Genomic DNA, 26,007 nt, shown 5'->3' with positions numbered 1-26,007 from the left:
AAAAGAAGAAAAGGTTGTCAGAAGAATTTGGTCTTGTGATGAGCATAGAGACTGAAAGGAGGCTGGGCGAGATGTGTAATTTAAGTGAAGTATTAATAGAAAAAGGACAGACCGATCTTGTTGAAGTAGTAAAACGATTAAGAAATGGTGAGAGCAGTGAAGACATTATAGAATCTGGTGTTGATGAGCGCACAGTAAATTTGGCGCTAACTATTAAATAAAAAATAGTTGATAGAGGCTTATACCTCCGGTCATCAGTTGATGGCCGGGGGTATTTTTACAATTATTATTTGGTTAGCTTTTCTTTATTCTTGGCATTAGCTATAGCAAAGAGTTCATCAATTTTTTCGTCGCTATATTTATATGTTTGTTTTAATCGATTACGTATAGTCTCCTCAGGTAGGCCATCTTCATATCCGAAAAGGATGGTATTCATAGCAGCTTCCTCACGTGCTTCATTTCGTCCTTCTTCACGCCCTTCTTCACGACCCTCCTCACGAATTACTTTCATATGTCCCTTTTGATTATATTCAAATAAACTATACATATAAATTGTCTTCCTTTCCCTTGTAAAGAAGTCCTTTAATATATCGTGGTCTATGCAATAATCCATGGCCATTCTGATTGCAGACGGGAGAGAGTATGTGTCATTATACTCACGTACCTTTGCAACAAAGGTAGAGTAGCCGCTTAAATTTTTGCAGCTCTTCATAAGAGCATCGTTCATTCCCTGATTGATATTGATGATTCGGACTGTCAGCTCTAATTCGGGATTATTCGAAGCCTTCTCATACATATCTGAGAGCTTGTAGGTTACTTCTTCCGGAAGTTTGTTGGTGCCATTATAGAATACTACAAAATGTGGTTCAGGTATTTTGAGCATCCTGCTTCCATATATTTTATCATCGTCAATGATCTGCTGATAAAGGGTGCTGACATATAATAGACATCTCAATGGTATGTTCTTACAGTCAGTTGACTGGTGCTCATATATGTTGAGTCTGGTATCAATAATAAATGATAGGTCATTACGCATGCCCATGAAAATGGCATTATCCAAAGTATTTATGATAAGATCATCAGGATTGTCATAGTGTGAATGATTGATGGCATTATATAGCTCCAGTAGAGCTGCTTTATCATTTTTAAATAATAGCCTGAATACTGTATCCTTGTACTTTCTGTTAGCCCAAGGCCACTTCATCTTCTTGAAAAATATTTTGTTTTTCTTAATTCCCATAGTTCCTTTCTGTATTAATGCAGGAACAGGCATGGGAATGCGTCTTGCTACATTAATACTAACACATTTTTATTTTTTTAGTTGGGAAATGTGAAAACGAAAGTTCTCACATCTATGCGGTAGAAAACCGACTTAGCTAAAGTACTATAAAAGTAGTAATATTTCAAGAGCTAAACAATAATCTTAAGGAAATCTTAAGAACTAAACGTAAAACCGATCAAGAGAGATGCTTTTTCTATAGTGCAAGATTCTATTAATCGCATAGTCCTTCGCCAGGAAACAATCTTCGGTAAAAATATGGAACTTTTTATACATATTTTACCCTTTATTAACACTTATACAGTTTGACGCCGGCCTGAACAGCGTTATAATGGTTTTTGCAGACATTAAACGTTTCAATTAGTGGGGTAGACCTTATGAATAATGGATTTAGAAGAGTAATGACAATAGTTCTTTCAGTTGCACTTTTTATGGCACTTTTTTTGACTGTGCCTGCAGATGGAAAAGTAGCATATGCGGTGGAAGAGGTAACTATAGTTGGAACGATACAAAATACACGTTCCTATTACAATGTGAATGGGGATGTGAATGTATACTGTTTCTTCCCTTCAACCCTTAGTACATATAAAGTTGGGAAAAAGCAGGTGGAGATAACTGAATTTGGTGTAGGTGTTGATCCGGAAAAGTTTGGAACAAATGATCTTAGCTCTTTTGTGGGAGTTACAAAGGCTTATACGGGAGTGATAGCCAAGTCATCTTCAGCGCCGTTTACCTATACATTTGTAGTATACTCTGCTACAGATACTGCAGCTCCTACCATGACAGAGATGGATACTTATCTGAAGGGACTTGGATTTTCTACAACTCCGACAGATATGCAAAATGGTGGTGAATATTTCATTGGCTGCCTTGGATGGAACAATACTGTAACTTTTTCATATCACATGAAAGGTAGCTGCGCTGGTGAGATTACAGCATACATTCTTCACGAGGACTTTTCTCCTGATTTTGGAATTGATACATTCAGAATTGCCAGTAACGCCAAGGCTATGCAGGTAGCAAGGAAGATGGCTCAGTATGGTAATGGCGAGGTTACCAGGGATGAACTGTCTAAATATTTTGAGTCGCTTTGATAGAGGCTTATACCTCCGGTCATCAGCTGATGGCCGGAGGATTTTTTAGTTATCATAAAAATAATCGCTAAATTAATGTTACAATACAAGTTATGAATTAAGTGAAAACGGGGATGAGACTTTGATAGCATATGTAAATGGAATTTTAGAGAGTATTGAAGAGGGGAATGCGGTAGTTGACGTGAATGGTGTCGGCTACAATGTGAATATATCTGGGTCCACAATGGACAGGATGCCGGGAATTGGAGAGGCGGTTAAGCTCTACACCTATACCAATGTAAAAGAGGATGCGTTTACGCTGTTTGGTTTTCTTTCAAGGGATGAGCTTAATCTTTTTAAGATGCTCATTACTGTTAATGGAATAGGACCTAAGGGCGGTCTTGCCATTTTGTCTGTTATGACGCCGGATGATCTGAGGTTTGCAATCATTGCCGGGGACAGCGGCGCAATTTCCAAGGCTCCGGGAGTCGGGAAAAAGACAGCGGAGAGGATCACTCTTGAACTCAGGGACAAAATAAAGGCAACAGAGGACACTATGCTTGCATCTGCGGCAGGTCTTTCATCATCAGACATTGGGAATTCTGAGAGTCCTGCAAGGGATGAAGCCGTGGCAGCGCTTGTTTCTCTTGGATATAGTGCTGCGGATGCCACAAAGGCAGTAAGAAAGGTCCTTTCTGTTAATCCTGAAATGTCAGGTGACACTGAGCTTATCTTAAAACAGGCATTAAAAGAGATGTTCTGATAATGAAATATGAGATTTTTTATAGATTTAATTCGTAACAGGGAAGAATTGTATGGAAAAGCGTAAGATAGTAACGAATGCCAGGGGAGTTGACACTCAGGCCAATGTTGAGGACGCCAGAATTGAAGGGTCACTTCGTCCTAAAACTCTGGATTCATATATTGGACAAAAGAAAATAAAAGAGAGCCTTAAGATATATATAGAAGCTGCAAAGGGAAGAGGAGAGAGTCTTGACCACCTTCTTTTTTACGGGCCTCCAGGACTTGGAAAGACCACACTTGCCAGCATTATTGCCAATGAGATGGGTGTTAATATAAAGATCACGTCAGGCCCTGCTATTGAAAAGCCCGGGGATATGGCAGCAATTTTAAACAACCTTCAGGAGGGCGATGTGCTCTTTGTTGATGAGATACACAGACTGAATAGACAGGTTGAGGAAGTTCTTTATCCTGCAATGGAAGATTACTGTATAGATATCATGATTGGTAAGGGGCCAACAGCAAGGTCCATAAGGCTTGACCTTCCGCACTTTACTCTGATCGGAGCAACCACCAGGGCGGGAATGCTCTCAGCGCCTCTTCGTGACAGATTCGGAATGATCCACAGAATGGAGTTCTACGATATTGACGAGCTGTGCTCTATTATCAGGCAGTCTGCCAGGGTATTGAATGTGGACGTTGACCCTAACGGAGCAAAAGAGATGGCCAGAAGAAGCCGCGGCACACCGCGTCTTGCCAACAGGATACTTAAAAGAGTAAGAGATTTTGCCCAGGTAAGGTATGACGGCTCCATAACAGAAGAAGTCGCCAATGTGGCTTTGGACCTTATGGATGTTGATAAGCTTGGCCTTGACCATACTGACAGAAATATTCTTTTGACCATGATAAATAAGTTCGGCGGCGGACCTGTAGGACTTGATACGCTTGCAGCCGCAATTGGTGAGGATTCCGGCACAATCGAGGACGTCTATGAGCCTTATCTTATAAAGAATGGACTTATTAACAGAACGCCCAGGGGAAGAGTTGTGACGGATGAGGCATATCATCATTTAGGGCTTGAAAACCCTAGTGATGGCGATATATAATCATGAAGTATACATCGTAATAATTCGACATTTAATTTGTGTTCGGGGGGAGAGTTTACATGGCATCCAAGACAGATACCGAAGTTATCATTGGTGGGAAAGTTTTTACCTTAAGCGGATATGAAAGTGAAGAGTATCTGCAGAAGGTTGCTTCATATATCAACAACAAGATTTCTGAATACAACAAGATCGATGGTTTCAAGAGGCAGCCGATTGATACTCAAAATGTCCTGTTGCAGCTCAACATCGCAGATGATTATTTCAAATCTAAAAAGCAGATTGAGCTTATGGAAGAGCAGCTTTCAGAAAAAGAAAAAGAGCTTTATGATCTGAAGCACGAGCTTATCGCAACTCAGATCAAGCTTGAGAATACTGAAAAGAACAGTAAGAGCCTGCAGACTAAGCTCGATGATTCATCCAAAAAGATCATTCAGCTTGAAACTCAGGTCAAGGGAACAGGAAGTAAAAAGTGATTGTTTAGGCTGTCGTAGTGACAGCCTATTTTTGAGTTAAAAGATATTATGAAGAAAGTAGAATTACTTGCCCCGGCCGGGGGCTATGAAACAATGGTTGGCGCCTTCAATGCAGGCGCAGATGCCGTTTATCTTGGTGGAGCGAAATTTGGCGCCAGAGCCTATGCTGACAATTTTGACACTCAGCAGGTTTTGGACGCTATTTCTTATGCTCATTTATTTGGCAAAAAAATCTATATGACTGTGAACACTCTTGTAAAAGAGAGAGAGTACGGCGAGTTATATGATTTTATGCTGCCTTTTGCAGAAAAAAAGCTTGATGGTGTCATAGTTCAGGACCTTGGAGTTATGAAGCTAATAAGGGATGAGTTCCCGAACATTGAGCTTCATGCAAGTACACAGGCAACTGTAACAGGTGTAAATGGAGCCAGACTCTTAAAAGACCTTGGCTGTGTCAGAGTCGTTCCTGCAAGAGAGCTTAGCCTGATGGAGATGAAAGAGATAAGGGAAAAGGCAGACGTCGAAGTTGAAGCCTTTATCCATGGCGCAATGTGCTACTGTTATTCCGGAATGTGTCTTTTTAGCAGTATGGTTGGTACCAGAAGCGGCAACAGAGGCAGATGTGCCCAGCCTTGTAGACTTCCTTATTCTCTATTAGGAGAGCGCAGCGGCAAAGAGCAGTATCCCCTTAGCCTTAAGGATATGTGCACTGTTTCTATTATTCCGGAGCTTATAGAGGCAGGAATAGATTCTTTTAAGATAGAAGGTAGGATGAAGCGCCCTGAATATGCTGCCGGCGTTACATCTATCTACCGCAAATATATCGATCTGTATTATAAAGATCCTACGGCTCATCATGAGATTTCCAAAGAGGATATGGAGATATTAAGTTCTCTTTATCTTAGGACTCAGATCAGTCAGGGATATTACCACAAGCACAACGGCAAGGACATGGTAACTCTTTATTCGCCGTCATATAACGGCACTTCTGACAGGGTTCTTGCCGATGTAAAAGAGAAGTATCTTGATAAAGAGTTGAAGCTTAAATGTAAGCTTAGCTGCAGGCTCTGTGTTGGAGAAGAGGCATCTCTTATTATGTCTCTTGTTCATGGTGGACAGGAGATTGTCCTTGAAACTCATGGAAACAAGGTCCAGGAGGCTTCAAAACGCCCTATGGACAAGGAGAGTGTTCTTAAACAGCTTTCCAAGTTTGGAGGCACAGTATTTGAGCCTGAGAAAATTGATATAGATATAGATGATCGCGGAAGCGGAAAGGGCATTTTCATTCCTGTAAGTGAGCTCAATGAGCTTAGAAGGAATCTATGCGATCAGATGTTTGTCTGCATAACTGAGCCGGATCATGAGATGAAAAGAGCTGACAATGATAAAGATGAGGCAGAAAAGGTGGTAAGGATAGCCACAGCTTCCCCTGAGAAGTCAGTTTTAAGAGAGGCTAATAACAAGCCCTGTCTTCATGTTCTTGTTAATACCAGGGAGCAGCTTAAGAGTGTGCTTGAGGTTCAGAATAAAAAGCACAGTATTTCAAGAATCTATATAGACAGCAATCTTTTTTTGGAGAGTGATAGGTCTTTTGACGGGGATGGTGCTGAGATTATTGCTGCACTTCCATACATGACAAGGCATGAGAGCTTTGATGGAACTCTTGATGTTGCGAGAATTGCGGATTCTGCTGATGCCAAGGGAATTTCAGGTCTTCTTGTGCGCAATTTGGAACAGCTTGGAATTCTTAAAGAGAAGGGCTATACAGGGAAGGTCATTCTCGATTATGGCATGTATATTTGGAATGAGCAGGCTGCAGCCATGGTAAAAGAGCTGGTTTCAGAGGTGTCGGTTCCGCTTGAACTTACTATTCACGAGGCAGCTGAAGTAGCAGATAAAGTCAGGGGAAATCTCGGTATTCCTGTGTCTTTTAACGTTTATGGATATGCGCCTATGATGATCAGCGCCGGCTGCGTCAAAAAGACACTGGATAAATGCAGCGGCAATCAGGGGAAAATCTCTTCATCCGAGACTGCCATTGTAGACAGAATGGGCAATGAGCTTAAGGTGACGACCAATTGCAGGAACTGCTACAATGTCATTTGGAATGCGCTTCCAACATCACTCCATAAAAAGATGGAGAACATTACCGGCAGATTTTCTTTTGACAATTACAGGATAGACCTGACTGTTGAAGATGGCGATAGGGCTTATGCAGTTACAGAAGGGTTTGCTGACCTTATTGAGAATGGCAGTATGAGCGCTGTGTTTGAAGATCTTAAGTTTACAACCGGGCATTTTAAACGCGGAGTAGAATAGACTAATGGAATTATACGTAACTGAGATATCAAAATATGTCATAGCTTTTTTGATGTTTTTATATACACTTGAAGCGTTTGTGGCGTTTAGATGGAAGACTGAAAATAAAAGAAAAGGCTTATATATCAGACAGATCATACTTATGTTTGCAATTCAGATTGCATGCTTTATTCAGATAATGGCAAGGACAGGAAAGCCTGTTTACCTGTTTTTCTTTGCTTTTCAGATAATTGCATTTTCATCTGTCCTTCTTTTGTTTTATGTTATCTATCCTGATGGTAACCGCCTTATTATCAATAATAGCTGCATGCTTATGATGATAGGGCTTATTATCCTCACCAGGTTGTCCTATGACAGGGCTGTAAAGCAGTTCTTTATAATAGTAGCTTCTTTTGTTATAGGTTTTATAGTTCCTGAGATCATATTCAGATTTGAATTTCTCAAGAGATTTACCTGGATCTACGCAGCAATGGGTGTTGTGGCTATAGGAGTAGTTCTTTTCCTTGGAGCTGTTACCAATGGCTCCAAGATTACCTATACGATCGGCGGTATAACGCTTCAGCCCTCTGAATTTGTTAAGATTCTCTTTTTATTCTTTATGGCAGGTGCCCTCGACACTGCGGAGAATATCTGGCAATTATTTTTAGCTTCTGTGGTTGCTGCTATACATGTAATTATCCTTGTTTTGTCAAAAGACCTTGGAAGTGCGCTTATCTTTTTTGTCATTTATCTGGCACTTATCTATATTTCCACAGAGAATATCGGATATCTGGCGATCGGACTTGGATTTGGAGCACTTGCAAGTGCGATAGCCTACAAGCTCTTTTCACATATTCAGGTCCGTGTTCAGGCCTGGCTTGATCCTTTTTTGGATATAGAGTCAACAGGATATCAGTTATCCCAGTCTCTTTTTGGAATTAGTTCCGGAGGCTGGTTTGGACTGGGACTATATGGAGGAACTCCAAAGTCTATCCCCTTTGTTGAGCAGGACTTTATCTTTTCGGCTATTGCGGAGGAGATGGGAGTTATTTTTGCTGTTCTGATGGCGCTTATCTGCGTCAGTACTTTTATCGAGATTATGAGACTTGGTTATTATCTTAGGGATACATATTACAGACTTGTAGTCTGCGGAATTGGAGTGGCCTATATTTTTCAGACTTTCCTTACAATTGGCGGCGGATCCAAATTCATTCCGCTCACAGGCGTTACGCTGCCTTTTGTGAGCTATGGCGGCTCATCGGTTCTTGTAACTATAATGATGATCATGATTGCGCAGGGCATATTCATGATCAGAACAGATGAGAGGTATGAAGCTATCGAAAGAATGAAGAGGCGCAGAGAAAATGAGAGACGGAAAGAAGACTAAGAAAAAGAAGATCAGATCATATCCCATAATCGTGCTTTCAGTGTTCTACGCTGTTTTGTTCGGGGCTATGCTTGGGTATATCTGCTATTATTCATATTCAAACAGGCAGACCCTTATGAACAACAGCTACAATACAAGGCAGGCAATTCTTTTGGCCCAGAACACGAGAGGTAAGATCCTTTCAAGAAACGGCGAGGCTTTGGCCTATACTCAGGAGGCTGAGGATGGAACTGAGACAAGAGTCTATCCTTATGATAAAGAGTTTGCTCATGTTGTGGGATATTCAACGAATGGTAAGGCCGGAATCGAGGCCCTTGCCAATTATTATCTTATAAATACCAGCATTGAATTGTCTGAGAAGGTTAAGCTCGATGCATCTGGATCAAAGTATCCAGGTGATAGTGTTGTGACAACTCTTGATGTGAATCTGCAGGAGGTGGCTTTCAATGCACTTGCAGCAAGGAAGGGAGCTATAATTGTATCTAATCCCAAGACCGGTGAGATACTGGCAATGGTATCCAAACCTGATTTTGATCCCAATAATATCGCAGAGGAATGGGATAGTCTTTTAGCTGATAAATCTTCTGATGCCAAGCTTTTAAACAGGGCTACCCAGGGAATGTATCCACCGGGATCAACATTTAAGATTGTTACTTCCCTTGCATATTTAAAGGATCATCCTTCGGATTACGATGATTACAGATTTACATGTTCGGGAAGCTTTAGTGCCGGGGCTGACAGTATTTCCTGTTATCACGGTCAGGTTCACGGAAACCTTGATCTTTTTACTTCATTTGCTGAGTCCTGCAATTCTTCTTTTGCCAATATTGGAATGGGGATATCCGCCAAGTCTTTTAAAAGTACATTGAATGATTTGATGTTTGGGCAGGAATTGCCGCTGGATGTGCTCTATTCAAAGAGCAGCGCTGTTTACTCGGATAACATGTCTTCTTCCGATATTATGCAGCTTTCAATTGGTCAGGGAACAACATCGGTATCTCCGATTCATATGAATATGATCACCTGTGCTGTGGCAAATGGAGGCGTTCTCATGAAGCCTTGCTTTTTTACTCAGGTTAAAAGAGATGACGGTAAGGTTGTAGAGAGCTTTTCTTTTGAAAAGTATAAAAGACTAATGTCATCAGATGAAGCAGCTATTCTGCGTCAGATGATGGAGCAGGTAGTACAGACGGGAACAGCCAGCAAGTTAAAGGGCCTGTCTTATAGCGCTGCAGGTAAGACGGGATCTGCTGAATTTAATTCTCAGTCGGATTCCCATGCCTGGTTCACAGGATACGCGCCTGCTGAAGATCCTGAGATCTGCGTTACTATCATCGTAGAGAATGCCGGAAGCGGTGGAAGCTACGCAGTTCCTATTGCAAAGAGGATTTTTGACGCATATTTTGGGGTGGAGTAAAAAAGTATAATAATCATCTTTAATATGATAAAATTGATGGTGATTTATATATAATTAGAATGTTTTTCCTTGGGAGTTGAGATGAAAAAAAGAGGATTCTGTGAGTTTTATAAGGATCTGTATTGGGGAGCTTCTGTTAATAATAAGGCGCTTGTTAAATGGAAACTTAAACATGGGGCGGGACAGCTCTCTATTTTCTGTGTGACAAGGGCTTTAAATGCCAATGATCAGCTTGATATCGTACACTGTGCTTTCTTAAAACAGGCTTACTTTAAAGCACACCCTTCATTTATTTATGGGATTGCTTCAAGTCATGAGGAAGCGGTTGATCTGGTGCTTAGGATATCGCAGGAAGCTTCAATGGCTGGGCTTGACGGAAGACTTCTTGATTATCTTGAAAGTAAGGAAAAGACCAATTAACACGTATTTTCTTTAACTACAAAAGTTGATTGACGGGGATTTTTATGTTGGCGGGTGTATTAACATTTTTGAAAATATTAGGGATAATTCTGCTTTGCGTAATCGGGTTTATCCTTATTCTTTTATTACTTATACTGTTTGTTCCTGTCAGATATAGGATTGACAGTTCGATTCCGAGAACGGATCTGGATGGGGGATTTGATGCAGAAAAAGTATACGCCAGGGTGTCTTTTTCCTGGCTTCTTCACATTTTGAGCGGCGGGATCGTATATCCGGAGAACAAGCAATTCGAAGTCAGATTATTTGGTATCAGGGTTTTTCCTTTAAGGAAAAAGAAGGAAAAAGCCGATAATAAAGATAATAAAGACGAAGGTAAACCTTCAAGCGGCGTTGTGGAAATGAGCAATATTCCTGAAAATGATCACGCGGAGGCTGTTAAGGAAGAAGCAGATTCCGTAGAAGCGGGTAAAGAAGAAGCTTCTGAAAAGGAAGAAGCTTCTGAAAAGGAAGAAAACAATTCACCTGATGGAACTGCAACTGAAAAAGAATCCGATGAGGAAGCTTTAGACGAGCCAAAATCTTTTCTGGATGTGCTCTGGAATATCATAGATAAAGTTACTAATATTCTGGAAACGCCACAAAATGTGTTTGAAAAAATACAATATACAATATCTAGAGTTTGTGGTAAGATTAGTATGATTAAAACCACAATAGAGAATGACATCTTTAAGAGAGCATTTGACCTCGTAAAGCGTAAACTTTTGCGGATCATTAAGATGATCCTTCCTGACAAATGTAATATCCGATTAGGTCTTGGAACCGGGGACCCGGCACAGACTGCTGAGCTTGTAGGTATCTTTGGCGCCATGTATCCTTTTCTTTTTAACAAGGTCAGTTTTGAACCTGATTTTGATGAGAAAGTCATAGAAATGGATGCGCATTTGAAGGGACACATCACATTATTTACTGTAGTTTACAGTGCGGCGGTCTGCTTTTTTAACAAAGATGTTAAAAAGGTAATCAGACGCTTCAAAAAAATATTAAGATCGTAATAAAACTGATTATCTGGAGGGTATGATGGGAGAGAATAATTTTAACGGCGTAGTTGAGTCATTATTAAACGGAATGCATTCTGTAATTGAGGCCAAGACAGTAGTTGGTCAGCCTACTCAGGTTGGTGATACTATTGTACTTCCTTTGGTAGATGTATCTTTTGGCGTTGGAGCCGGTGCTACATCTGCTGACAAGAAAAACGGCGGAACAGGCGGATTTGGTGCAAAGATGTCTCCAAGTGCGGTCCTTGTTATCAAGAATGGTTCCACAAAACTTGTTAATATCAAGAATCAGGATGCTGTTACAAAAGTTCTGGATCTTGTACCGGATATTGTGGATCGCTTTGCCAGCAAAAAAGAAAATATGATGGACGACGGCGAAGCGGTAGACATTGCTTTTCCACAGGAAGACAATAAAGAGTAATGTTGTAAGAGCTGCCTTTTAACAAAGTCCATGGAGGCGGCAGTAGTAACGGGGGCAATTACTATGGTAGAAAAGAGAAATTTGGAAGAGATTATCTTAAACGGCACAGAGGATGATCTTTCAGAACTTCGAGTATGGCTTTTTAAAGAGAGTGTTCGTCTTGAGAATCAGGAGAGCGCGCTTTCTGAGCGATATGCTCGTTTGGAAGCAGATGAACAGGCTTTCAGAGACAGAATGGATACAGCAGAGAGAAAACTTGAGACTGCGTCCAGAAAACTGAATAATGACAAAGCTTTATTTGAACAGAGATTAAAAATCCTTAACAGTGGTTTCGACCAGTTAAACAGTGATAAAAAGAAACTTGAGGCTGACTTTATCAGACTTGAGAGAGAAAAGATGTATCAGAGAGAAAATGAGTATGATGCTCTGGATCTTCTTTTCAGAGGAGCCAATACTCCTCTTACATTGAAAAAGAGATACAAAGACCTCATGAAAATGTTCCATCCTGACAATATTAGCGGAGACGCAGACATGGTTCAGCTGATAAATCAGGAATATGCTTCACTTTGCAGGCAGTATGACATGAGTGCTTTTAATTAAAAAATATTTTTGACAACAAAGTATTTATATGATAACCTTTATCAAGTCATTGCCTGTCTTGGGCAATGACTTGTGTATGTTCTAAGGGGAAGAGGCAATACGGTATTTATCAGGTACTGTATGCTGACAGATCTTTTTGGCATTTCTGCCAGGAATTTCAAAGAGTAGTTTGATAAAAGAATTAACAAATTTGTAGAAAAAATTATTGACACAATCGAACACTTGTTTTAGTATGTTTATATACAGAACGAATGTTCTTAAAAAGGAGATCGGTATGGAAAGAGAAGATAAACAAAAAGCATTAGAGGCAGCTCTTGGACAGATTGAGAAACAGTTTGGTAAGGGCGCTGTTATGAAGCTTGGCGACTCATCAGATACTATGAATATAGAAACTATCCCAACAGGATCACTTAGCCTTGATATTGCACTTGGCCTTGGTGGTATTCCTAAGGGAAGGATCATTGAGATATATGGACCTGAGTCCAGTGGTAAGACAACAGTTACACTGCATATGATAGCAGAAGTTCAGAAGCGCGGAGGTATTGCGGGATTTATCGATGCTGAGCACGCTCTTGATCCTGTATATGCTAAGAACATCGGTGTTGATGTTGATAACCTTTACATCTCACAGCCAGACAGTGGTGAGCAGGCTCTTGAGATCACAGAGACTATGGTGCGTTCAGGCGCTATCGATATTGTTGTAGTTGACTCAGTTGCAGCCCTTGTTCCAAAGGCTGAAATCGATGGAGATATGGGTGATTCTCATGTAGGTCTTCAGGCAAGACTTATGTCACAGGCTCTTCGTAAACTTACTGCTGTTATCAGCAAGTCAAACTGTACAGTAGTATTCATCAACCAGCTTCGTGAGAAAGTTGGTGTTATGTTCGGTAATCCTGAGACAACAACAGGTGGACGTGCTCTTAAGTTCTATTCATCAGTTCGTATGGATGTTCGTCGTATTGAGGCTATCAAGCAGAACGGTGAGAACATCGGTAACAGAACAAGAGTTAAGGTAGTTAAGAACAAGATTGCTCCTCCATTCAAAGAGGCTGAGTTTGATATCATGTTTGGTAAGGGCATCTCAGCTACAGGCGATATTCTTGATCTTGCTGCAGGCGTTGATATCGTTAATAAAAGCGGTGCATGGTATCAGTACGAGGGAGAGAAGATAGGACAGGGCCGTGAGAATGCCAAGCTCTATCTTGAGAACAACCCTCAGATCAGAGACGAGATCGAAGCAAAGGTAAGAGCTCATTATGGGCTTCCTGTAGACAACTTCAGCAATGCAGCTGCGGTAAATACAGCTGCTGCAGGTGATGATGAAGCAAAGGCAGCTAAGAAGAGCAAAGCTTCTAAATAATCAGATAAAAAATGTTAATCGGTGGTCGTAATGACCACCGATTCTTGTATAAATGAAAAACTGTAAAGAATTAGCATTTGATATTTTCAATAAGGAATGTTGGCATGATTATTTCAGACATAATTGAATTTGATAAAAAAAGAAGTAAAGTTTACATCGATGGTGAGTTTGCGTTCCTTCTTTATAAAGGTGAGTTAAGAGATTACAATATCAAGATTAACAATGAATTATCAGAAAGCGCATACGAAACGATAACAAAAGAACTTCTTCCCAAAAGAGCTATCAAGAGAGCGATGAATCTTCTTCAAAAGAAGGACTACAACGAAAAGCAGCTTAGAGATAAGCTTTCTGAAGGTTTATATTCAGATGATGCCATTGATGCGGCGATAGAATATGTTAAATCATACAGATATTTAGATGACCACAGATTTGCAAGAGATTACATTGTCTATCACATTGAAAGCAGAAGCAAGAACAGAGTTGTTCAGGACCTTTCTGCCAAAGGAATAGATAAACAGACAATTTTAGATATATTTGATGAGCTTGAAAGTGAAGGACTTTTCGAGAGCGTTTCTGAGACTGAACTTAATCAGATAGAACATTTATTACAAAAAAAGCACTTCGATCCAGAGATGGAATATAAGGAAAAGCAAAAGATCATGGCCTTTTTACTTAGAAAAGGATACAGTATGGACCTTGTAAAAAAGGCAATGGATGCCTTTTGATTTTTCTTTTGATTTTCTGACTTTATCCTATTTGCGCTTCTTGACACTGTCATTTATAAAAGGTAAAATTTAAAGTGTTGTAAAATTGTATCAAAGAGGGTATATTTTGGGCTCTCTATACAAAATATTGTACAATGAAAATTGAATAAGGAGGTGCTCCTGTAATGACCACTGTTATTATTGCAGTAGTAGCAGCTCTTGTCGCTTTTGTTGCAGCATGGTTCATATCTACAGGTTACCAGAAAAAGGTAACTGAGGGTAAGATCGGAAGTGCAGAGGAAAGGGCAAGAAAGATTATTGACGAAGCACTCAAAACTGCCGAAGAAACGAAGCGTGAGAAACTTCTTGAAGTAAAGGAAGAGGCACTGAAAACACGTAATGATCTCGAGAAAGAAGTAAAGGACCGTCGTAATGAGGTTCAGCGTACCGAGAGAAGGATTCAGCAGAAAGAGGAAAACGTCGAAAAAAGATCTGAAGCGATTGAAAGAAAAGAGCAAAGCTTAAATGCCCGTGAAGAGGCACTGAGCAAGAAGAGTGAAGAGGTTGCAAAGCTAAACGAACAGAGGATACAGGAACTTGAAAAAATCTCTGGCTTAACCTCCGAGCAGGCAAAAGAGTATCTTTTAAAGATTGTCGAAGATGATGTAAAACACGAATCAGCTGTCATGATCAAAAACATGGAAGCTGAGGCAAAGGAAGAAGCAGATAAGAGGGCTAAGGAGATAGTTGTTAACGCAATTCAGCGTTGTTCAGCTGACCATGTTTCTGAAACTACAATTTCTGTAGTTCAGCTTCCTAACGATGAGATGAAGGGTAGAATCATCGGTAGAGAAGGAAGAAATATTAGAACTCTTGAAACAATGACTGGTGTAGATCTCATTATTGATGATACACCGGAAGCTGTAGTAATTTCTGGTTTTGACCCTATACGTCGAGAAGTCGCTCGTATAGCACTTGAGAAACTTATTGTTGACGGAAGAATTCACCCGGCAAGAATCGAAGAGATGGTTGAGAAGGCACAAAAGGAAGTTGCTGCCAAGATCAAAGAAGAAGGTGAAAACGCTGCTATTGAGGCAGGTGTTCACGGACTTCATCCTGAAGTTATAAAGATTCTTGGTCGTATGAAATTCAGAACGAGCTACGGACAGAATTGCCTTAAACATTCTGTTGAGGTAGCGCAGCTCTGCGGACTTTTGGCATCAGAGCTTGGACTTGATGTTCGAGTTGCTAAGAGAGCAGGTCTTTTACATGATATTGGTAAGGCTGTTGACCATGAACTTGAAGGTTCACATATTCAGCTTGGTGTAGATATCTGTAAAAAGTATAAGGAATCTCAGATCGTTATCAACGCGGTTGAGGCACATCATGGTGATGTTGAGCCACAGTCACTTATAGCAGTCCTTGTTCAGGCAGCTGATACAATTTCTTCAGCTAGACCGGGCGCTAGAAGAGAGACTTTAGAAACTTACACATCAAGATTAAAAGAACTCGAGGATATTACCAATAGCTTTAAGGGTGTTGATCACTCATTTGCTATCCAGGCTGGTAGAGAAGTCAGAGTAATGGTAGTTCCTGAGCAGGTTTCAGATGCCGATATGGTACTTATGGCTCGTGATATTGCTAAGAAGATCGAGGATGAAATGGAATATCCCGGTCAGATCAAGGTTAATATCATTAGAGAGAGTAGAGCAACTGAATACGCTAAATAAGTTTAAAAGGCTGTCCAATATGGACAGCCTTTTTTGTTGCACAAGAACAACCGACATTTTTTCTCAATAGAAATCCGCAAAATATCTTGATTGACGTGTAAGCCTATGCTAACATTACAGTGTTAGCGTTAGCTAACATTCATCTAATGTGTTTCCATTTACAAATAAAATAATACTGGAGGAATAAGTATGAGTAAGGTAAAAGTTGTTTATTGGTCAGGTAGCGGTAACACTGAGGCTATGGCAAATGCAGTAGCCGATGGAATCAGACAGGGCGGAGCAGAGGCAGAAGTTGTGACATTTGATTCTATCAGTCCCTCAGACCTTTCATCAGATACATCTATCGCGCTTGGATGCCCTGCAATGGGAGCTGAGGTTTTGGAAGAATCTGTAGTTGAACCATTTATTTCTACTTTCGAAAATCAGTGTGCAGGCAAGAAGCTTGGCCTTTTTGGTTCATATGGCTGGGGTGATGGCCAGTGGATGCGTGACTGGGTAGACAGAATGAAAGCTGCAGGCGCAACAGTTGTTGGTAATGAAGGAGTTATTGCTAATAGTGCTCCAGATGATGAAGCTGTTGATGCATGCAAGAATTTGGGACTTGCTCTTGTTTAAATACAAAAAAGAGGAGAAGAGTATTTATAGGAAAAATCGGGGATGAGTACAGAACTGGCAAATAAGATCGATAGAAACAATGTAAGACATATGATGGTTCTTAGTTGTGCGCCTCTTTTGGCAGGGTTAAAGATAGCATCTTTATTTGTTACAAGAGCGATTAATTATGAGGAAGTTTTAAGTGTTTTAAAGGGGACAGAAGTTGAGATATTGACGCTATCAAACAACAATGGGATGCTTACTCTTTTGCTCTACAATAGACGTGGACTTTCACAATATCTGAATAAGAATATGATTGCTTCTTTTTTAAGAAAGCTTGATTATGAGAACACTGATATAGATTCTGTGTTAAAAGAGTTTTCTTTCAGGTATAGCCTTTATCTTATGGATCGCATGGACTTCCCGCACGAGATGGGGATCATTCTTGGATATCCGCTTGAAGATGTTAATGGCTTTATGTGCAACAAAGGCAAGAACTATCTTTACAGCGGATACTGGAAGGTGTATTGCCGCCCTCAGGCCGCTAAAAAGCTTTTCAGAGAGTATGATAGAGCCACAGAACGTATGATAAAAGAATTAGTTGAATAAAAAGAGGATATAGTACTTGATTAAATTGATTGTGTGCAATATAATATTATTGTGTTATATGATCAAAAGGAAAATCTGTACATTGTACATTAAAAAAATGTGGAGAGGGGCTTTAAGATGCACGAATCAGGTGAAGACTATATCGAGACAATATACCTTTTAAAAAAGAAGAAGGGAATGGTCCGTTCTATCGATGTTGCCAATGAGCTCGGTTTTTCTAGACCTAGCGTTTCAAGAGCGGTAGGAATCTTAAAAGACAATGGACTGATCGTTGTTGAAAATGATGGTGAGCTCGTTCTTACAGAGGAAGGATTAAAAACTGCGAAAAAGGTTTACGAAAAGCATACCAACCTTACCAAGTTTTTGATGCTTACCGCCGGAGTTAACGAGGAAATTGCTGAGAACGATGCTTGCAGGATCGAACATATTATTAGTCCTGAAACTTTTAAGGGAATTAAGAAATTCGTTAAAGAGAATGCAAAATAATCATAATGATATGAGAATCATAGAAGGTTGATTTTCTGTTTTTTATGATTGTAACTGAATATTGATTTATAAAATCCAAAAGAAGCTGGTGCGTTTTGCATCAGCTTCTTTTGAGTTGATTTGTGATTAATGAAAAAAACTGTTAGTATAGCCATAGAGTTTTTGTGGAGGTTCCTATTTTGATTCCTGTAGATTTTAAAGAACGAATGAAATCATATCTTGGTGAAAAAGAGTACGATGACTTTTTAAGCTCTTTTGACAATGATGAAAGATATCACTCCTTACGGGTAAATACGCTTAAATGCAACGGAGAAGATCTAAAGTCTAAGCTTTTGTATATAGAAAAAGAAGTTCCATGGGAAGAAAAGGGATTCTATTATGAAGATGCTCAGCCCGGTAAACATCCATATCATGAGGCGGGGCTTTATTATATCCAAGAGCCAAGTGCCATGGCACCCGTACATTTCCTTGACCCAAAGCCTGGTGAAAAGATACTCGATCTTTGCGCAGCCCCAGGCGGGAAAACTACGCAGATTGCTTCTTACATGAATGGAGAAGGTATTCTTGTGACTAATGAGATAAACAGGGACAGAGCCAGAATCTTATCTCTTAATGTGGAGAGACTTGGAATAAAGAATGCCCTTGTGCTCAATGAAGATTCCGCGCATTTATCTGAGGTTTTTGAAGGATACTTTGAGAAGATACTTGTGGATGCGCCCTGTTCAGGCGAGGGAATGTTCAGAAAAAATGATAACGCCGGCGATGAATGGAGCCTTGAAAATGTCAGAGCCTGTGCGGTGAGACAAAAAGAAATCCTGTCAAATGCAGCCAAAATGCTCCTCCCGGGAGGAAGGCTTGTGTATTCCACTTGTACTTTTTCTGCTGATGAGAATGAAGAAACTATCTTTGATTTTCTTTTTAATAATCCTGATTTTCATGTAGTAAAAGTGGAGAAAACCGGCGGAATTGAAAATGGTAGAAAAGAGTTTATTTCTGATGAACTTTTTGATAGGTACGCATCAATTGATTCTGGTAGGGCAGATAAGTGCAAAGAAGCAGTGGCAGATTCTCTCAGATTATGGCCCCATAAATTAAAAGGGGAGGGGCATTTTTTGTGTGTGCTTGAAAGAGACGGAGAGCTCACCAGGGAAAATGTAAGTTCCTATGTGCCGGGAGGCAGGAACATAGCTGCAAAGCCTGAGTGTACCAAGGTTTTTGAAGCTTTTGTAAAAGAGAATATTTCTTTTGATAAAAAGAGCTTTGAAATTAAAAGGGGCAGAATGGTTTGCGGCCTTAAAGGTGGAAGGAGTCTTAATGGACTCATATACATGTTTGGTGATCAGCTCTATCTTTGCCCGGAGGATATGCCTTCAGTAAATGGGCTTAAGGTCATGAGAGGAGGACTACACCTTGGAACTGTTAAAAAAGACAGGTTTGAGCCTTCTCATGCGCTGGCACTGTTTTTAAAGTCTGAAGATGTATGCCTTTATAAGGACTACCCTTCTGATAGCTCTGAGATAAAGAGTTACCTGAATGGTCAGACCATGAAGATTACAGATGATACGTTAGATGCTGCATCTAACCAGGTGAAAAAAGACAGCAAGGGATGGGTACTTATAACAACTGACAGCTATAGCATCGGTTGGGCAAAGGCTGCAGGTGGTATGCTTAAAAATCATTATCCCAAGGGGTTAAGAATAAATTACTAAATAGATTAAGACTAACTTTTGTTGGAGAACTGATGAGAAAATTACTTGTATATTTAAAAGACTACAAAAAAGAAACTATACTGGGACCTTTATTTAAACTTCTTGAGGCCTCATTTGAACTGCTTGTTCCTCTTGTTATCGCTGCAATGATAGATAAGGGAATTGCAAGTGGAGATAAGGGCTATGTCATAAAGATGTGCCTTTTACTTATATTGCTGTGCTTTGTAGGCTGTATCAGTGCTGTTACAGCGCAGTTTTTTGCGGCAAAAGCTGCAGCCGGATTCGCAAAAAAGGCTAAGAAAGCTCTTTTTGATAATATCCAGAAATTATCATATTCGGATATGGACAAACTTGGAACTTCTGCAATGATAACCAGAATGACCAGCGATATGAACCAGGTTCAGCAGGGTGTCAACATGACAATAAGGCTCCTTTTAAGGTCGCCTTTTGTTGTATTTGGCGCTATGGCCATGGCTTTTACAATCGACTTCAGGCAGGCCCTTGTCTTTGTGGTGACAATTGCGCTTTTGGCCTTTGTAGTTGTTTTTATTACAGGCTGGAGCATTCCAAGATATGAAAAGATACAAAAAGGCCTGGATACGCTTCTTAGACTTACAAGAGAAAATCATACGGGCGTGAGGGTTATAAGAGCCTTTGGCCTTGAAAACAGGGAAAAGGAAAACTTTGATCTAAACAATGACAGGCTCATGGGCCTTCAGAAGTTTGTTGGCTCGGTGACAGCTCTTATGAATCCCGTAACTTACGCAATCCTTAATCTTTCTGTTGTGTTTTTGATCTATAAGGGAGCTTTTTTGGTTGATGCAGGTGAACTTACGCAGGGAGAGATGGTTGCATTGTACAACTACATGTTCCAGATTCTTGTGGAGCTCATTAAGCTTGCCAATCTGATACTTACAATGACTAAGGCCATTGCTTCAGGAAACAGAGTTCAGGAACTTATGGAATATAAGTATTCTATGGAAGAGGGAAGTGTTACAGAGTTTTCAGATGTGGAAGAACATGTTGTCTTTAACAATGTATCAATGAGCTATCATAAGGATGCAGAAGACAGCATTGAGAACATAAGCTTCGTTGCTAAAAGAGGCGAGAGAATCGGCATAATTGGTGGAACTGGAAGCGGTAAGTCCACACTTATAAATCTTATTCCAAGGTTCTATGACGTCAGAGAAGGTGCTGTTCTTATAGATGGACTAAATGTTAAAGAGTATAATCTTGAAGCTCTCAGAGAAAGAATTGGTATAGTTCCGCAAAAGGCAGTTCTTTTTCATGGGACTATCAGAGATAACATGAAGTGGGGCAAAAAAGATGCCACAGACGACGAAATTCGAGAGGCACTTAAAATAGCCCAGGCAGAGGAAGTAGTAAAGGGAAAAGAGAACGGACTTGACTTTGTTGTGGCCCAGGGAGGAAAGAACTTCTCAGGCGGACAGAAGCAGCGACTTACAATTGCAAGAGCACTTGTAAGAAAGCCAGAGATTCTTATCCTTGATGACAGTGCGTCAGCTCTTGATTATCTTACAGATAAGAACTTGCGGGCAGCAATTGCAGGAATGGACAATCCGCCTACGACCTTTATTGTTTCGCAGAGAACATCTGCAGTAAGGGACTGCGATAAGATACTTGTGCTTGATAACGGAAGTCTTGCAGGCATTGGCACGCACGAGGAACTCCTTGAAAGCTGTGATCTTTACAAAGAAATCTATGATTCTCAGTACAAAAAGGAGGGGGCAGTATGAAAAAGGGAACACTAAAAAAAGTACTAAGATATGCAGCAAGATATAAGTTTTTGATATATTTATCAATGTTGCTGGCAGTGATAACAGCTCTTTTGTCATTATATGTACCAATCCTTGCAGGAAGAGCTATTGACCATATTATTGGAAAAGGAAATGTCGATTTTGCTATTGTTGGTGGCATCTTGCTTAAGATGATCGTGACTATAGCCATTATTTCTATTTGCCAGTGGATCATGAATAAGGCCAATAACAAGATAACTTTTCAGGTTGTAAGGGATGTGAGAAAAGAGGCTTTTGAAAGGCTTCAGATACTCCCGTTTGACTATCTTGATTCCAAGCAGACAGGAGATATCGTAAGCAGGATAATCTCTGATGTTGATCTGTTTTCAGATGGACTTCTAATGGGATTTACTCAGCTTTTTACAGGTATTGTGACTATTGTCGGAACTTTAATGTTCATGTTCTATCTGAATTTTAAGATTGCGCTGGTAGTTGTTGTACTTACTCCTCTTTCTTTATTTGTAGCCAGATTCATTGCTACAAGGAGTTTTAATCTCTTTAAGCTTCAGTCTGAGGCAAGGTCTGAGCAGACTTCTTTTGTGGATGAAATGGTTGGAAATCTATCAGTTGTTAAGGCCTTTGCTCATGAAGATGAGAATATGGAGTATTTTGACAGCATAAATGAAAGGCTTGAGGAGACATCAATAAAGGCAACTTTCATTTCATCCCTGACTAACCCCGGAACAAGATTTATCAATAATCTTGTTTATGCGGCAGTTGCTTTGTTTGGAGCACTTACTTGTATTTCAGGGGGCATGACTGTTGGCGGACTTACTATTTTTCTTAGCTATGCCAATCAGTACACCAAGCCATTTAATGAGATCTCAGGTGTAGTTACAGAACTTCAGAACGCGCTTGCCTGCGCAGAGAGAGTTTTTGCCCTTATAGAAGAAAAAACTGAGATTCCTGATAGCGCTGATGCTCCTGATACTTTTGAGCCTTCAGGTGATGTTAAGTTTAACGATGTTTTCTTTTCATATGACAAGAATAAAAAGCTTATCGAAGACTTGAACCTTGATATCAGGAAGGGGCAGAGAGTGGCGATTGTTGGACCAACAGGCGCCGGAAAGAGTACGCTTATTAATCTCCTTATGAGGTTTTATGATGTTGATAGAGGCGTCATTTCAATTGATGGAATTAACTTAAAAGACCTAAAGAGAAGACAGATAAGGGATAATTTTGGAATGGTTCTTCAGGAGACCTGGCTGCGAAGCGGAACCATAAAGGATAATATTACCCTTGGAAGAAGCGGATTTACCGATGAAGAGATCATTGAAGCTGCCAAGGCTTCACATGCACATAGTTTTATAAAAAGACTTCCTGAAGGCTATGACACCGTTATTTCAGAAAATGGAGGGAATCTCTCTCAGGGACAGAAACAGCTCCTTTGCATTACGAGAGTTATGCTCAGCATCCCGCCTATGCTGATACTTGATGAAGCTACGTCTTCAATAGATACAAGTACTGAAATACGTATTCAGAAGGCCTTTAACAGGATGATGAAGGGCAGGACCAGCTTTATTGTTGCTCACAGACTTTCAACTATAAGAGAAGCAGATGTGATACTTGTTATGAAAAATGGACGTATCATTGAGCAGGGAAGCCATAAAGAGCTTCTGGAGAAAAAAGGTTTTTACAATGAACTTTACAATAGTCAGTTTGCATAGACGCATATTGATGGTTTATTATGGATAAAGAGTTAGTGGTTTTTATTTAGGAGAAATTATATGACAAATCAAAAGAGACCTGTATTTGTAACCGGGCACAAGAATCCTGATACAGATTCAATCTGTGCAGCAATTACTTATGCAAATCTTAAAAGAGAAATAACAGGAGATGATTACATCGCCTGCAGAGCAGGACATCTGAATGAGGAGACACAGTTTGTTTTATCTCATTTTGGAGTTGAGATTCCTGCCTATGTAAAGGATGTAAGAACCCAGGTAAGAGACATGGAGATCCGTATGCTTGACGGGATCAAGGATGACCTGTCACTTAAGAATGCCTGGTCAAAAATGCGAGATGCCAGCGTAGTTACTCTGTGTGTTACAGAAGGTGATGAGCTTACAGGTATCGTAACAACTAATGACATCGTTGAAACATATATGGATGTTATTGATCCAAAGATTCTTTCTATGGCTCAGACATCTTATAAGAACATTGTTGAGACTCTTGATGGAGAGCTTATCGTCGGTGAAATCGAGGATACACTTACCAAAGGAAAGGTGGTTATAGCAGCTGCCAATCCTGATATGATGGAAAATGTCATCGAGGAGGGCGACGTTGTCATCCTTGGTAACAGATATGACATGCAGCTTTGCGCAATTGAGATGAACGCAGGATGTATCATAGTCTGTGAGGGCGCAAGCGTAGCCAAGACTATTCAGACTCAGGCCAAGGACCATGGAACCAAGATAATCTGTACTCCGCACGATACATTCGTCGTAGCAAGACTTATCAATCAGAGTATGCCTGTTTCTTATGTAATGAAAAAAGACAACCTGATCACTTTCCATATGGATGATTATATTGAAGACATTCAGGAAGTTATGGCATCTACAAGACACAGATATTTCCCTGTCCTTGATAAAGATGATCATTACATCGGAATGATCAGCCGAAGGAATTTCCTTGGTGCCAAAAAGAAACAGCTTATTCTTGTTGACCACAATGAGAAGAATCAGGCTGTTAACGGTGCTGATTCTGCAGAGATCCTGGAGATCATAGATCACCACAGACTTCGCACCATTGAGACTGCAGGACCTGTGTTCTTTAGAAACCAGCCTCTTGGTTCTACATGTACTATTATTTATCTTATGTACAAAGAATACGGAGTTGAGATAAATAAGACTATTGCAGGTCTTTTGCTTGCAGCTATTTTATCAGATACACTTATGTTCAGATCTCCTACATGTACGAATATCGACAAAAAGGCAGGAGAGGAACTTTCCAAGATAGCAGGAGTTGACTATGAAGAGTTTGCAAAAGAGATGTTCCATGCAGGCTCAAATCTTAGTGGCAAGACTGCTACTGAGATCCTTCACCAGGATTTCAAGAAGTTTACAGTAGATGACCTTACAATTGGAATTGGACAGATCAATTCCATGAGTGCTGAGGAACTTGTAGATATCAAGGAAAAGATCCAGCCTGAGCTTTCTAAGGTTGCAGATGATGACGGGCTTGATATGCTGTTCTTTATGCTTACAGACATTATCAGTGAGTCTTCCGAGGTTGTATTTGCAGGAGCAAAGGCACAGCACACACTTAATGCGGCTTTTGGAGTGAACATCGACGGAGACAGTGCAAAGCTTCCTGGAGTAGTATCACGCAAAAAGCAGCTTTTGCCTAACATTGTGGAGGCTATTCAAAGCTGAGATAGGTAGCATATACGTTTCTGAGGTTGGAAAGATATGGACGAATTAAGAGCAAAACTGTTACATGAAATAATAGGTATTTATGGGCCGGGGCAGGGAATGAGCATTGCTTCAGTTATTGTGCCTGCGTTCATAGGAGATTTTCAGAAGGTAGTATGTAATAGTAGTTCTTTTGATGAAGTGTCAGAAGAATATATGACTGAGGATAAGAAAATTCATCTTGAGTTGTATGGCCGCAAGTTAATGGGGAAGGGCGTAAATGACTTTGCGATTACAAGGTGCGTATTTAATGGCAAGGTTATTGTTAATGATTGATGCTTGTTAATAGATAAATGGTTAGAATTCAAGTCGAAAAAAATAAAAAGAAATAAATTAAGGATGTAAATCATAAATAATACTATGGAAGATAATAGCAATTTAGTTTGGAAATTAAAGAAGGAAGAGCATGTTGTTCAGGATGAATGGATAGATTTCAGGAGAAATGATTATGAGCTTCCAAATGGAGAAGTAATAGGTCCTGTCTATAATTATTCCAAACATAGTTTTTCACTTATTGTTGCTACTGATGAAAATGGAGATTTTATCTGCGTTCGTCAGTACAGGCACGGAATAGATGAGGTAACAAGCGAGTTCCCTGCCGGTGCTATCGAGTATAAGGAAAAAAGCGATGTTCCTTATATTACCAGTAAGAATATAGTTGCTTCGGAGGAAGATGCCTTTGAGGCTGCAAAGAGGGAACTTAAGGAAGAGACAGGCTATGTTTCTGATAACTGGAAGCATCTTCTTACAACGCCTGCCAATGCGACATTGTCTAACAGCAATGTCCATATTTATGCTGCAACAAATTGCAGGAAGGTTACCGGTCAGCACCTTGATGATACTGAGTTTTTGAATGTTCTGACCTTATCAGAAAAAGAACTTAAGCAAAGAATATTTGAAGGTGATTTCAAACAGTCACTTCATGTGCTTGCATATTATCTTTTTAAAGATATGATGTAAGCTGATTACTTCTTAAAAAATAAATTTTCTCACTTTGTATATGCGTAAGTGATTGGCAGCGCCCGCCACCATTGACTGAGCCTGAGGAAAACGCCTTGGTCTGCGAGCCGACGGTGAGGATGATGGGAACAGTAGATTTTCTCTCACCGTCGGATTCAGCATTTTAGCGTTTTTCTCAGACCCCCGTCAATGGCAAGCACCTGCGGTGTGGCTGGGGATTATTGCCTCGGGTTCTGACTCCGAGAACAGTAGGGGTGGCTACTTTAAAGTGCTTCGGCCTCCGAATTCAGGAACTGCAGGGAGATAATTTAAGGTGCCTCGCGCACCGAAATCAAAAACAACAGAAGTGGCGACA

Annotated in this window: 24 protein-coding genes and 1 pseudogene; 24 read left to right on the top strand and 1 reads right to left on the bottom strand. The window is 40.2% G+C overall.

Annotation, left to right across the window (positions count from 1 at the left end; all coding sequences use genetic code 11):
• Nucleotides 1–221 (top strand): annotated as a pseudogene (locus G585_RS19610) (hypothetical protein); the annotation flags it as partial.
• Between the two features lie 65 nt (nucleotides 222–286).
• On the opposite strand, the gene G585_RS0114810 reads toward G585_RS19610, so the two are convergent.
• Nucleotides 287–1,240: a hypothetical protein gene (locus G585_RS0114810; protein ID WP_026664032.1), complete on the bottom strand. Its 954-nt coding sequence runs from the start codon at nucleotides 1,238–1,240 to the stop codon at nucleotides 287–289.
• Between the two features lie 416 nt (nucleotides 1,241–1,656).
• Here G585_RS0114810 and G585_RS0114805 point away from each other — a divergent pair, with 416 nt between their 5' ends.
• The 23 genes from G585_RS0114805 to G585_RS0114695 all read left to right on the top strand — a co-directional run bounded on the left by G585_RS0114805 (nucleotide 1,657) and on the right by G585_RS0114695 (nucleotide 25,652).
• Nucleotides 1,657–2,373, top strand: a complete 717-nt coding sequence (locus G585_RS0114805; RefSeq protein ID WP_022776044.1) for a hypothetical protein — start codon at nucleotides 1,657–1,659, stop codon at nucleotides 2,371–2,373.
• Between the two features lie 121 nt (nucleotides 2,374–2,494).
• Nucleotides 2,495–3,115, top strand: coding sequence for a Holliday junction branch migration protein RuvA (ruvA, locus tag G585_RS0114800; RefSeq protein WP_022776043.1), 621 nt, complete (start codon nucleotides 2,495–2,497; stop codon nucleotides 3,113–3,115).
• Nucleotides 3,116–3,167: 52 nt separating this feature from the next.
• Nucleotides 3,168–4,199 carry a Holliday junction branch migration DNA helicase RuvB gene (ruvB, locus tag G585_RS0114795; RefSeq protein ID WP_022776041.1) on the top strand — a complete coding sequence of 344 codons (1,032 nt, stop codon included), beginning with the start codon at nucleotides 3,168–3,170 and terminating at the stop codon, nucleotides 4,197–4,199.
• A gap of 59 nt (nucleotides 4,200–4,258) precedes the next feature.
• On the top strand, nucleotides 4,259–4,672 hold the full coding sequence (zapA, locus tag G585_RS0114790) for a cell division protein ZapA (RefSeq protein ID WP_022776040.1): 414 nt from the start codon (nucleotides 4,259–4,261) through the stop codon (nucleotides 4,670–4,672).
• Nucleotides 4,673–4,720: 48 nt separating this feature from the next.
• Nucleotides 4,721–6,991, top strand: a complete 2,271-nt coding sequence (locus tag G585_RS0114785) for a peptidase U32 family protein (RefSeq protein ID WP_022776039.1) — start codon at nucleotides 4,721–4,723, stop codon at nucleotides 6,989–6,991.
• A 4-nt stretch (nucleotides 6,992–6,995) separates the two neighbouring features.
• The gene (locus G585_RS0114780) at nucleotides 6,996–8,357 is read left to right on the top strand and encodes an FtsW/RodA/SpoVE family cell cycle protein (protein WP_022776037.1); all 1,362 of its coding nucleotides are present in this window, start codon (nucleotides 6,996–6,998) and stop codon (nucleotides 8,355–8,357) included.
• Complete coding sequence (locus G585_RS0114775; RefSeq protein WP_022776036.1) at nucleotides 8,335–9,774, top strand: peptidoglycan D,D-transpeptidase FtsI family protein; 1,440 nt, start codon at nucleotides 8,335–8,337, stop codon at nucleotides 9,772–9,774. The genes G585_RS0114780 and G585_RS0114775 overlap by 23 nt, the downstream gene beginning before the upstream one ends.
• Before the next feature lie 81 nt (nucleotides 9,775–9,855).
• Nucleotides 9,856–10,194 (top strand): hypothetical protein, encoded by a 339-nt coding sequence (locus G585_RS0114770; protein WP_022776035.1) that lies wholly within the window; start codon nucleotides 9,856–9,858, stop codon nucleotides 10,192–10,194.
• A 68-nt stretch (nucleotides 10,195–10,262) separates the two neighbouring features.
• Nucleotides 10,263–11,246 carry a DUF2953 domain-containing protein gene (locus G585_RS0114765; protein WP_196802921.1) on the top strand — a complete coding sequence of 328 codons (984 nt, stop codon included), beginning with the start codon at nucleotides 10,263–10,265 and terminating at the stop codon, nucleotides 11,244–11,246.
• Between the two features lie 25 nt (nucleotides 11,247–11,271).
• Entirely contained in the window at nucleotides 11,272–11,670 is a 399-nt protein-coding gene (locus tag G585_RS0114760; protein WP_022776032.1) for a GerW family sporulation protein, read from the top strand.
• Between the two features lie 63 nt (nucleotides 11,671–11,733).
• Nucleotides 11,734–12,270 carry a hypothetical protein gene (locus tag G585_RS19180; RefSeq protein WP_022776031.1) on the top strand — a complete coding sequence of 179 codons (537 nt, stop codon included), beginning with the start codon at nucleotides 11,734–11,736 and terminating at the stop codon, nucleotides 12,268–12,270.
• Nucleotides 12,271–12,544: 274 nt separating this feature from the next.
• On the top strand, nucleotides 12,545–13,630 hold the full coding sequence (gene recA / locus G585_RS0114750) for a recombinase RecA (protein ID WP_022776029.1): 1,086 nt from the start codon (nucleotides 12,545–12,547) through the stop codon (nucleotides 13,628–13,630).
• 104 nt (nucleotides 13,631–13,734) lie between these two features.
• Nucleotides 13,735–14,355 (top strand): regulatory protein RecX, encoded by a 621-nt coding sequence (locus tag G585_RS0114745; RefSeq protein ID WP_022776028.1) that lies wholly within the window; start codon nucleotides 13,735–13,737, stop codon nucleotides 14,353–14,355.
• 164 nt (nucleotides 14,356–14,519) lie between these two features.
• Nucleotides 14,520–16,064: a ribonuclease Y gene (rny, locus tag G585_RS0114740; RefSeq protein WP_022776027.1), complete on the top strand. Its 1,545-nt coding sequence runs from the start codon at nucleotides 14,520–14,522 to the stop codon at nucleotides 16,062–16,064.
• Between the two features lie 189 nt (nucleotides 16,065–16,253).
• Nucleotides 16,254–16,679, top strand: coding sequence for a flavodoxin (locus tag G585_RS0114735; protein WP_022776025.1), 426 nt, complete (start codon nucleotides 16,254–16,256; stop codon nucleotides 16,677–16,679).
• A gap of 42 nt (nucleotides 16,680–16,721) precedes the next feature.
• The gene (locus G585_RS0114730) at nucleotides 16,722–17,267 is read left to right on the top strand and encodes a DUF3793 family protein (protein ID WP_022776024.1); all 546 of its coding nucleotides are present in this window, start codon (nucleotides 16,722–16,724) and stop codon (nucleotides 17,265–17,267) included.
• 117 nt (nucleotides 17,268–17,384) lie between these two features.
• Nucleotides 17,385–17,753 (top strand): metal-dependent transcriptional regulator, encoded by a 369-nt coding sequence (locus tag G585_RS0114725; RefSeq protein ID WP_022776023.1) that lies wholly within the window; start codon nucleotides 17,385–17,387, stop codon nucleotides 17,751–17,753.
• A 179-nt stretch (nucleotides 17,754–17,932) separates the two neighbouring features.
• Nucleotides 17,933–19,462 (top strand): RsmB/NOP family class I SAM-dependent RNA methyltransferase, encoded by a 1,530-nt coding sequence (locus tag G585_RS0114720; protein WP_022776021.1) that lies wholly within the window; start codon nucleotides 17,933–17,935, stop codon nucleotides 19,460–19,462.
• A gap of 32 nt (nucleotides 19,463–19,494) precedes the next feature.
• Nucleotides 19,495–21,219, top strand: a complete 1,725-nt coding sequence (locus tag G585_RS0114715; RefSeq protein ID WP_022776020.1) for an ABC transporter ATP-binding protein — start codon at nucleotides 19,495–19,497, stop codon at nucleotides 21,217–21,219.
• Nucleotides 21,216–22,946, top strand: coding sequence for an ABC transporter ATP-binding protein (locus G585_RS0114710; RefSeq protein WP_022776019.1), 1,731 nt, complete (start codon nucleotides 21,216–21,218; stop codon nucleotides 22,944–22,946). The genes G585_RS0114715 and G585_RS0114710 overlap by 4 nt, the downstream gene beginning before the upstream one ends.
• Nucleotides 22,947–23,006: 60 nt before the next feature.
• A complete protein-coding gene (locus tag G585_RS0114705; RefSeq protein WP_022776017.1) occupies nucleotides 23,007–24,653 on the top strand; it encodes a putative manganese-dependent inorganic diphosphatase in 1,647 nt (548 codons plus the stop codon).
• Nucleotides 24,654–24,689: 36 nt separating this feature from the next.
• Nucleotides 24,690–24,968: a hypothetical protein gene (locus tag G585_RS0114700; RefSeq protein ID WP_022776016.1), complete on the top strand. Its 279-nt coding sequence runs from the start codon at nucleotides 24,690–24,692 to the stop codon at nucleotides 24,966–24,968.
• A gap of 84 nt (nucleotides 24,969–25,052) precedes the next feature.
• Nucleotides 25,053–25,652: an NUDIX hydrolase gene (locus G585_RS0114695; protein WP_022776015.1), complete on the top strand. Its 600-nt coding sequence runs from the start codon at nucleotides 25,053–25,055 to the stop codon at nucleotides 25,650–25,652.
• The last annotated feature ends 355 nt before the right edge of the window (nucleotides 25,653–26,007 follow it).

Origin of the sequence: Butyrivibrio sp. AE2015 (assembly GCF_000420825.1) — a bacterium.
GTDB lineage: Bacteria > Bacillota > Clostridia > Lachnospirales > Lachnospiraceae > Butyrivibrio.
This window is presented reverse-complemented; position numbering and strand designations above follow the sequence as displayed.